Annotated in this window: 4 protein-coding genes; all 4 read left to right on the forward strand. The window is 42.5% G+C overall.

Going from position 1 to position 10,981, the window contains the following annotated elements:
* Nucleotides 1-382 precede the first annotated feature (382 nt).
* Nucleotides 383-3,442, forward strand: a complete 3,060-nt coding sequence (locus K429_RS0115465) for a TonB-dependent receptor (RefSeq protein WP_231501866.1) — start codon at nt 383-385, stop codon at nt 3,440-3,442.
* An 18-nt stretch (nt 3,443-3,460) separates the two neighbouring features.
* Entirely contained in the window at nt 3,461-5,014 is a 1,554-nt protein-coding gene (locus K429_RS0115470; RefSeq protein ID WP_026367505.1) for a RagB/SusD family nutrient uptake outer membrane protein, read from the forward strand.
* A gap of 80 nt (nt 5,015-5,094) precedes the next feature.
* Nucleotides 5,095-7,497: a glycoside hydrolase family 2 TIM barrel-domain containing protein gene (locus K429_RS0115475; RefSeq protein WP_026367506.1), complete on the forward strand. Its 2,403-nt coding sequence runs from the start codon at nt 5,095-5,097 to the stop codon at nt 7,495-7,497.
* 31 nt (nt 7,498-7,528) lie between these two features.
* Entirely contained in the window at nt 7,529-10,969 is a 3,441-nt protein-coding gene (locus K429_RS0115480; RefSeq protein WP_026367507.1) for a glycoside hydrolase family 2 TIM barrel-domain containing protein, read from the forward strand.
* The last annotated feature ends 12 nt before the right edge of the window (nt 10,970-10,981 follow it).

A 10,981-nucleotide genomic window follows, 5' to 3' on the forward strand; every position in this document is an offset into this window, starting at 1 on the left:
AAATTAAACTAAATAGAGGCAGGCATTTTTGGCTGCCTATGTAGAAATGTTTATCTTTGTGGAGAGTTATGCGACTTGCAGGAAATAAGGGTTTGCACCTTTCTCTTTTGGCTGCGATGATTCATTGATGCAAATCCGAATCAGATCTTCCCAATGGAGGAACACAAGTCGAGTAAAAATGCTCGAAATTGTACTCTGAAAGCAAGTAAATGAAACCAAAGAAACAGAGTGCAAACAAAAAAACACGAAATCACTTTAATTCCCGTTTTTGTTCCCAATTTGTTTCTCAATAAAAGTAGATAAATTTATAAATAGCTGATTATAAATGTATTTTGCGCTTAAATTTTGATGTTTTCAGATTATTTGTAATAAACAACATGTTTTGCAAAGACGAATCATCTTCGGATTGCTATTCCTTGGTGGAGTAACTTTCTCCTATGCATCAACGGAAAAAGATCTCGGTTCTTCAACATCAGCCATTACACAACAGGCTGTAACTGTAAAAGGTTCTGTGAAGGATGCTGCCGGTGAAGCGATAATTGGAGCCTCTGTAGTAGTGGAAGGTACTACGAATGGTCTGATTACAGATGTAGACGGACATTTCTCTATTCAGGCATCAGTAGGACAAAATCTCGTGATTTCTTATATAGGTTATGAAACGCAAGTCGTGAAAATAGTCCGGGCAAACCAGCAAATCAATATTGTATTGAAAGAAAGCTCGGAGTTGATCGATGAAGTTGTGGTTGTAGCCTATGGTACGCAGAAAAAAGCCAATCTGACGGGAGCGGTATCTTCTGTAAAGGTCAATGATATTAAAGACATTCCGGTATCCAATACTTCCAGTTTGCTGCAAGGACGAATGAGTGGTGTTACCGTGAGCTCTTTCTCTGCGCAACCCGGTGCTGAGGGAGATGTGGAAATCCGTATCCGCGGTATAAACACTTTTGGTGACAGTAATCCTATGGTGCTGATTGACGGTGTGGAGGGAAGCCTCAACAGTGTTTCTCCGAATGATATTGAAAACATATCAGTATTGAAGGATGCGGCTTCCGCTTCTATATATGGTGTACGTGCTGCCAACGGTGTAGTTCTGGTTACAACGAAACGAGGAAATGCAGACAAGAAGACACTATCTTACAGCGGATCCTATGGTGTACAGAAAGCTACGGTTCTGCCTACATATATTAATTCATGGGATTGGGCTACTCTTTATAATGAACAGAATGAAGCTATGGGAGATGTAACTTCGAATTATACCCCTGAAATGATTCAGCAAATGAAAGATGGATCGAGGCCGGATTTGTTTGCCAATACCCGCTGGTCGGACAAAATATTCCGTTCTGCTCCTATTCAGACTCACCATTTGTCTATGTCGGGTGGTAATGCCACTTCTCATTATATGGGTTCGGTAGGATATGTGGGACAGGATGGTATCATGGAAGGTACAAGTACTGACCGTTTTAATTTCCGTCTGAATGCTGACAGCAAGTTCATTGATATAATCACTTTAGGACTGAATGTTTCTGGTAACCATGAAGAAGTAGAGGAACCTACCATTGGTACTTACTATGTATTCGAACAGATGAAATGGCATTCCCGTCCTTCGGTACCTTATAAATACAGCAATGGTGAATGGGGATTTGTGGATGGTAACGATAAAATGCAGGCTATTAAGAATCCGGCTTATGCCACTACCATAACCTCAAAGAAGAAATACAGCCGTTTCGACGGTAAGGCTTTCCTGGAAATTGAGCCGATTAAGAACCTGTCTATCAAGACCAGCTTTGCTTATCAATATAACCAATGGAACAGTATTGGTGCTGAACCTGCTTATATTCCTCAGGATTCGTATGGTAACCCTGTGGGAGGTAGTGGTAAGAATTACCTGACCGATGCTTATTATTCCGAAACTCAGTGGATCAACGAAAACATTATTACTTATCACTTTGATGTGAACGGCCATGCTTTCAACTTCTTGCTGGGGCAGTCTAACCAATATAATAATTTCCGTTCTACCACGGCAACAGGTGAAGATCTTCCGAGCGACAATATCACCGTATTGAACGGTGCTTTAAGTACTTCTGCTAAGGGAGATGCTGCCGAAGCTGCTTTGAGATCATTCTTTGGCCGTGTGAACTACAATTACAAGGATCGCTATTTGGCTGAATTCAACCTCCGTCGTGATGAGTCTTCCAGAATACCTAAAAAGAACCGTACCGGTTATTTCCCTTCTGTATCTGTGGGCTGGAACATTGCTCAAGAGGCTTTCATGGAGAAATATAGCTTTATCAGCCAGTTGAAACTAAGAGGTAGCTGGGGTGAACTGGGTAACCAGGAGATCGGTTACTACCCGTTTGCACAGTATATCGGTTTGGGTAATAACTATGTATGGGGTGACAACAAAGTTTCGGGTGTGGCTATTTCCTCATTGGCTAATCCTGACATTAAATGGGAAACAACCGCTACTACGGATATAGGTATAGACGCCGCTTTCCTGAATAACAAGATTACCCTTACTGCTGACTATTTCTACAAGAAGACTTCTGATATTTTGCTGCAATTGCCCATTCCCGGAATTGTGGGTATTTCTACTGAACCTTATGTGAATGCTGCATCAGTAAAGAATGAAGGTTGGGAATTCGCTTTAGGTTATAATGATCAATGGGGCGACTGGAAATTCGGTGCAAATGTCAATTTCAGTAAGGTGAAGAATGAAATTCTCGACCTGCACGGTAAAGATTCATGGATTACAGACTGGTCTATTAATCTGGAAGGACATCCTATCAATTCTTATTATGGTTATGTAGCCGATGGATTGTATCGCACACAGGCTGAAGTGGATGAAGCTAATGAAAAGAATTCTGTTGGCGGTGGTGCTTTGAAGTTGGGTGATATCCGTTATAAAGATGTCAGCGGTCCGGAAGGTAAACCGGATGGAGTAGTGGATACTTACGACCGTACAGTGATCGGTAATCCGTTCCCTGATTTTACTTACGGTTTTGGTTTAAATGCCGCTTACAAAGGATTTGATTTCTCTGCTTTCTTCCAGGGTGTAGCCGGTGTAGACCGTATTGTGATGGATTATCCTACCGTTTCGGGTAATGTTACGACGGCATTCCTGGATCGTTATTCTGAAAGTGCTAACCCTAACGGGAACTTCCCGCGTCTGGGTAATGGTGACTATAACAGCCAACCCTCTTCATTCTGGTTGAAAGATGCTTCTTACCTGCGTCTGAAGAATATTGAATTGGGATACTCTTTCAAACAAGAATGGATTCGCAAGGCGAAACTGGAACGCTTAAGAATATATGTTTCTGCACAGAATATCCTGACTATTACCGGCATTGACGATTATGATCCTGAAAAGTATGGAACCGATACTCGCGGTCATGCTTATCCCAATGCCAAGACATTCTCTGTGGGCTTAAACATTACATTATAATTTAAAATAAAGAAGATCATGAAAAAAATATATTATTCAGTTATTTTGTCATTAGCCTTTTCCCTCTTTTCTTGTTCAGACTTCCTGGATCGTGAATCTTTGTCAGAGTTGTCTAACGGTAATTTTTGGAATACAGAGGCTGATGCGACTAAAGCGTTGGTAGGTTGCTACGATGCTTTGCAAAGTGAAGGTAGCTTGGGATTTTGTTGGCCGGGTGGAAATACTTGTAGTTTGCGTGAATTGGAATTTGCTACGGATAACGGCTATTTTGCCTGGATTCCGTGGGTGGGCCCCGATGTGATCACTACCAATACCATGAGCCCCACAGCAGCTGTTACTAAGGCTGTATGGAATGCTTCTTATGCAGGTATTGCACGATGCAATAATGTTATTGAAAAAGTACCGCAAATGCTGGAGAACGGTAAAATAGGTGAAGAAGCAGGTACAAGAATCGTTTGTGAGGCTAAGTTCATCAGAGCGTTGTTTTATAATCATCTGACCAGTCTGTACCGTGATGTTCCGAAGGTGTTTAATGTGTTGACTACTGAAACGAGCCAGGTACCTAAGTCGCAAAAATCAGAAATTGTAGCTGACATAATCAAGGACCTGAAGGACATTACTGCCGAAGGTATGTTACCTGTTACGGCTGATAGAGGCCGTGCTACCAGAGGTGCCGCATTGGGCTTACTGACCCGTGTATACCTGTATAACGAGATGTATAAGGAGGCTGCCGATGCTGCTTTACAGGTTATTAACCTGAGCCAATATGAGATAGACCCGAATTACAGTACCCTGTTTACGGAAGCTGGTGGTGCCAGCAAAGAAATAGTATTTGCCATTCGCTTTAAGAATACCGACCAACAAAATGGTGAGGGTGGTTTCTTAGCTTATAACTACGGTTATCCGATGGAATGGCAGTTGCCTTATCCGAATTTAGCAAACGATTTTTATTGCAAGGATGGCAAACCTATTACCTCTTCGGGAATCTATGATCCGGATGATGATTCAACTCGCGACCCGCGTCTGACGTATACACTGATGACGAAGAATGGTGATACGTATGACGGCAAGGTAAGTGATGCATGGTGGTCCTGGAACAGTCCATTCCAGTTGTTCATGCGTAAATATCAGAATCAGCCTACTACATGGGCTGCCGATAATCAGGATATGTATGTTATTCGCTATGCCGATGTACTGTTGATGCGTGCTGAAGCTTTGGCTAAGCAAAATACAGGTAAAGACGAAATTATGTCAATGGTGAACCAGGTGCGTCAGCGTGCTGATGTGATGATGCCGAAGGTGGAAGATGCTGAAGGTTCCAATCTCTCTTATGATCAATTGCTCGACGTGGTGAAGCATGAAAGAAGAGTGGAACTGGCTTTGGAAGGTACCCGTTATTTTGATCTTATGCGCTGGAAAGAAATGGATAAAGCATATGAAAGATGCCGGGCAGACGGTGGGGCAGGTTCTCATATCTTCGATTCGTCAAAAGGATATGTATGGCCTATACCTCAATCAGAGTTAGACAACAACAGAGCTTTGGTTCAGGCACCGGAATGGGGTGGTAAATAATTGAAATAAATTCCAGATAGAGGCTGGCCGGATGAAGATCCTGTCTGAAGGCCGGCCTTTGCTCTGCTAAATATAATAATATGAGAATTCTATACAGCCTATTATTTTTCTTAATAGCATTTGGAGTGAGCAGTTGTGGGGAAAAAGATTCCACACTTCGGGAACAATCTTTCGATGAAGCATGGTTATTTCATCGTGGAGATATCGCCGAAGGAGAAAAGCAATCTTTAGATGACTCACAATGGCGTCAGATAAATCTTCCTCATGATTGGAGTATTGAAGATATTCCTGGAACCAATTCTCCTTTTACAGCGGATGCTGCAACGGAAGTTGCAGGTGGTTTTACTGTAGGTGGTACGGGATGGTATAGAAAGCACTTCTACATAGATGCGGCTGAAAAAGGTAAATGTATTGCTGTCTCTTTCGATGGAATTTATATGAATGCAGATATCTGGGTGAATGATCGCCATGTAGCCAATCATGTTTATGGATATACTGCATTTGAACTGGATATAACCGATTATGTACGTTTTGGAGCTGAAAATCTGATAGCTGTCCGTGTGAAAAATGAAGGTATGAATTGCCGTTGGTATACAGGTTCGGGTATTTACAGGCATACTTTCTTGAAGATAACCAATCCGCTTCATTTTGAAACTTGGGGAACGTTTGTCACGACTCCCGTTGCAACGGCGGATAAAGCAGAGGTACATGTACAGAGTGTTTTGGCAAATACTGAAAAAGTAACCGGAAAAGTGATTCTGGAAACGCGGATTGTAGATAAGAATAACCATACTGTAGCTCGGAAAGAGCAACTGGTAACATTGGATAACAAAGAAAAAACAGAGGTTGGCCATGCGTTGGAAGTGCTTGCTCCGCAATTATGGTCTATAGACAATCCTTACTTATATCAGGTTGTAAACCGTCTTCTGCAAGATGATAAAGTTATAGATGAGGAATATATTTCAATAGGTATACGCAATATTGCATTTAGTGCAGAGAATGGTTTCCAGCTGAATGGTAAATCCATGAAACTAAAAGGCGGATGTATCCATCATGACAATGGTCTTTTGGGTGCAAAGGCTTTTGACCGGGCAGAGGAAAGGAAAATAGAACTACTGAAAGCGGCTGGTTTTAATGCGCTGCGCTTGTCTCATAATCCTCCCTCAACCGCTTTACTCAATGCCTGCGACCGCTTAGGTATGCTGGTCATAGATGAGGCTTTTGATATGTGGCGATATGGTCATTATCAGTATGATTATGCACAATACTTTGATAAATTGTGGAAAGAAGATTTGCATAGTATGGTTGCACGGGATAGGAATCATCCTAGTGTTATCATGTGGAGTATTGGTAATGAAATCAAGAACAAAGAAACTGCTGAAATTGTGGATATATGCAGGGAGTTGACAGGTTTTGTGAAGACGCTTGATACAACGCGGCCTGTTACGGCGGGAGTTAATTCTATTGTTGATGCAACGGATGATTTTCTGGCTCCTCTGGATGTTTGTGGTTATAATTACTGTTTAAACCGTTATGAATTGGATGCCAAACGTCATCCGGACCGTATTATCTATGCTTCGGAGTCCTACGCATCCCAGGCTTATGATTATTGGAAAGGAGTAGAAGATCATTCATGGGTGATCGGTGATTTTATCTGGACTGCTTTTGACTATATTGGTGAGGCAAGTATCGGCTGGTGTGGGTATCCGCTTGATAAACGTATTTTCCCTTGGAATCATGCCAATTGTGGTGATTTGAATCTTTCGGGCGAACGTCGTCCCCAGTCCTATTTGCGTGAAACGTTATGGAGTGATGCACCGGTATCCCATATTGTTGTGACGCCTCCTGTTCCTTCTTTTCCTCTGAATCCGGATAAGGCGGATTGGAGTGTATGGGATTTTCCGGATGTTGTGGATCATTGGAATTTCCCGGGATATGAGGGAAAAAAGATGACAGTATCTGTATACTCCAATTGTGAACAGGTTGAACTGTTCTTGAATGGGGAATCTTTAGGAAAACAAGAAAATACTGCCGATAAGAAAAATACGCTTGTCTGGGAAGTACCTTATGCTCATGGAATATTGAAAGCCGTAAGTTATAATAAAGGCGGTGAAGTGGGCACTGCAACGTTGGAAAGTGCCGGTAAGGTTGAAAAGATCAGATTATCTGCGGACAGAACAGAAATCGTAGCTGATGGTAATGATCTAAGCTATATCACATTAGAATTGGTAGATAGTAAAGGCATTAGAAATCAGTTGGCTGAAGAATTGGTAGAATTTTCTATAGAAGGAGATGCTACGATTGAAGGAGTAGGTAATGCCAACCCTATGAGCATAGAAAGTTTCGTTGCTAATAGTCGGAAGACGTGGCGCGGAAGTAACTTATTGGTTGTTCGTTCCGGGAAATCTTCAGGACGGATTATTGTAACAGCAAAGGTAAAGGCACTTCCGGTTGCGAGTATTACTATAACTCAGAAAGAATAGAGATTGCCTAAAAATCAAATTTAAAAGAAGTATGAAGTTGAGAGCATTATTAAAACGATCTATATTTGTCATCATAAGCTCGTTGATTGTCACAGCATGCAGTCAGGGTACGGATTGTTCCGTACGAAAGATTAAATTTGATCAGGATTGGAAGTTCCATCTTGGTCAAATGGAAGATGCGGCAAAAGAATCTTACGATGATTCGAAGTGGCGGGTATTAAATCTGCCACATGACTGGAGTGTAGAGCCTCTTTCCGGTTCGGATGGCTTATCGGTAGGCCCTTTCTCCAAAGAAAGTGCCGGAGGTTTTGCTACCGGACAAACCGTAGGGGGTGAAGGCTGGTATAGAAAATCATTTACTATTGACCGTAAAGATGCTCACAAACTTCATTCTCTTTATTTTGAAGGAGTCTATGCGCAGTCCGAAGTATGGGTGAACGGACAAAAAGTGAATTTCAATGCGTATGGATATTCGTCCTTCAAATGTGATATTACTTCATATTGTCATCCGGCAGGTGAAGTGAACACCATTGCGGTGAAGGTAACGAATGAGGGGAAAAATTCCCGTTGGTATGCCGGTTCAGGTATCTACCGGCATGTATGGTTCATAAAGACCGATTCTGTCCATTTGGATGAATGGGCGGTTGCCGTACGTACTGCAAAGATGGCTGGTGATGAGGCTACATTGGCTATAGAGGCGGATGTGTTTAATGAAAAGGCGGAGAAGGCAGGAGTAAATATGATGGTTACGATTATTTCTCCTGATGGTGAAGAGGTAGGAATGAAAGAGCAGACAGTGAGTGTTGACGCAGCTGGTAAGCAGACAGTTGCTTTCTCTTTGCCGGTGAAACAGGCAAAGCTATGGTCGGTTGATACTCCGCATTTGTATGAAGCGAAAATTTTAATTCGTTCCGGGCATGAAGTGTTGGATCAAATATCTGTTCCTTTTGGCATCCGTACTATATCCTTCAGTGCGAAGGAAGGATTTAAGTTGAATAATTTGCCTCTGAAACTGAAAGGTGGCTGTGTACACCATGATAATGGTTTGTTGGGGGCGGCTTCGTTGGATAGGGCGGAGGCGCGTAAAATAGAATTGTTGAAGGCAAATGGATATAATGCAGTTAGATGTGCCCATAATCCTCCGGCAGAAGCTTTTCTCCGAGCTTGCGATGAACAAGGTATGTTGGTGATTGATGAGGCTTTTGATCATTGGCAAAAAGAAAAGAATCCTCAAGACTATCATCGTTTCTTCGATGAATGGAACGAAAAAGATATTTCGGCAATGGTGCTGAGAGACCGGAATCATCCGTCTGTCATCATGTGGAGTATCGGAAATGAAATTCAGGAACGTTCGGATGATGCCGGTATAGAGATTGCTGAAAGATTAAGGAATATAGTGAAGAAATTGGATCCTTCACGTCCGGTAACTGCTGCTATCAACGATTATTGGGATAATCCGCAGCTGAAGTGGAAGGAAGATGCTTCAAAAGCCATGCAACATCTGGATGTGGCAGGATACAATTATATGTGGTACGAATATGAAAATGATCATCAGAAAGATCCCTTACGTATCATATATGGTAGTGAGACTGTTGCGCAGGAAGCGGCTGTAAACTGGAACCTGGTGGAAAAACATCCGTATATCATTGGTGATTTTGTATGGACTGCCCTTGATTATCTGGGTGAAGCGGGAATAGGGCATACACTGGAACTGAGTAAAGGCGAGAAGAATCCACAGTTTATGGGTTGGCCCTGGTATAACGCCTGGTGTGGAGATATTGATATCTGTGGAGAGAAGAAACCACAGTCCTATTACCGGGATATTATCTGGAAGGAAAGGGAAATAACAATGGCTGTACAGCCTTTGCCGGCTGTCGGGAAAACAGAAGATGTGAGCTATTGGGGGTGGAAGAACGAATCTCTTAGCTGGAACTGGAAAGGGCTGGAAGGCAAACCGGTAAAAGTAAATGTTTATAGTCGTGCACCTAAGGTAAGGCTCTATCTTAATAATGAATTGCTGGGTGAGCAAGAAGTTTCAAAGAAAGACTATACGGCTACGTTCATGGTCAACTATCAGCCGGGTGAATTGAAAGCAGTGGCTACCTATGACAGCAGTGAATCTTCATGCGCTATTTTAAGAACCACAGGTGCTCCGGTACAGATACGTTTAATCGCAGACCGCAAGGTGATTAAAGCGGATAGGGACGATCTGGCTTATGTTACTGTTGAATTGATTGATAAAGAAGGCAGGATAGTACCTGATGCTGATATGAAAGTGACTTTAAGTGTTGTGGGGAATGGTATTATCAGGGGATCAGGAAATGCATGTCCTACAGATATGGAAAGTTTCCGCTCCTTATCACCTAAAACTTTTAAAGGTAAAGCAATGGCTATATTGCAACCGGATGGAAATGTGGGTGAGATAACCTTGAATGTTTCAGCAGAGGGGATGAAAGGAGCATCGATTACAATCAGAACGGTGGATCGGATGTCGGCTAAGCAAGAGGGAAAAGATATCGTGACTCCCGGCAGTATCTGGAAAGATATGGATGGAAATCCGATAAATGCACATGGAGGAGGTATTCTCTACCATGAAGGTACTTATTATTGGTATGGTGAATTTAAAGGTGATTCCACCTATCGCCTGGACTGGGTTAAAACCTGGGAGTGCTGGCGGGCTGAAGCCGGGGGGGTGGCTTGCTATTCATCTAAGAATCTGACAGACTGGAAATTTGAGGGTAAGGTTCTGCCTACGGTAGATGATGATCCGACTTCAGATCTTCACCCTTCGCAAGTGATAGAGCGTCCGAAGGTTATCTATAATGAGAAAACCGGTAAGTTTGTGATGTGGATGCATATTGAAAGCCCTGATTATGAAAAGGCACATGCCGGGGTAGCGGTCTGTGACTCGCCGACAGGAACTTTCACTTATTTGGGGTCTTTTAAACCGAATGGGGCAGATAGCCGTGATCAGACTATCTTCAAGGATGATGATGGAAAGGCTTATCATATCTGCTCGTCAGAATGGAACAGTACCTTATATATCAGTTTGCTGACTGATGATTATACAAAACCTTCAGGAACTTATGTCCGGAGATTTATCGGACAATCCCGGGAAGCTCCTGCGGTCTTTAAACGAAACGATCATTATTATATGCTCTCATCCGGTTGCACCGGTTGGGATCCGAATAAAGCCAAATGGGCTGTATCCGATTCAATGATGGGAGTTTGGGAACTGAAAGATAACCCCTGTCTGGGGCGTGATGCCGATAAGACATTTTATGCCCAAAGTACCTACGTACTCCCCATTGAAGGGATGCAGGATCAATTTATCGCTATGTTTGACAGGTGGAATAAAACGGATTTAATAAATTCACGGTATGTCTGGTTGCCGATTGAGTTCGATGAAGACAGACCACTTATTCGCTGGGCGGATCAGTGGAGCACTCAGACAATGGAAGCGGTTTATTAACCTAATGATAGA

Source organism: Bacteroides sp. 14(A) (genome assembly GCF_000526555.1).
Lineage (GTDB): Bacteria > Bacteroidota > Bacteroidia > Bacteroidales > Bacteroidaceae > Bacteroides > Bacteroides cellulosilyticus.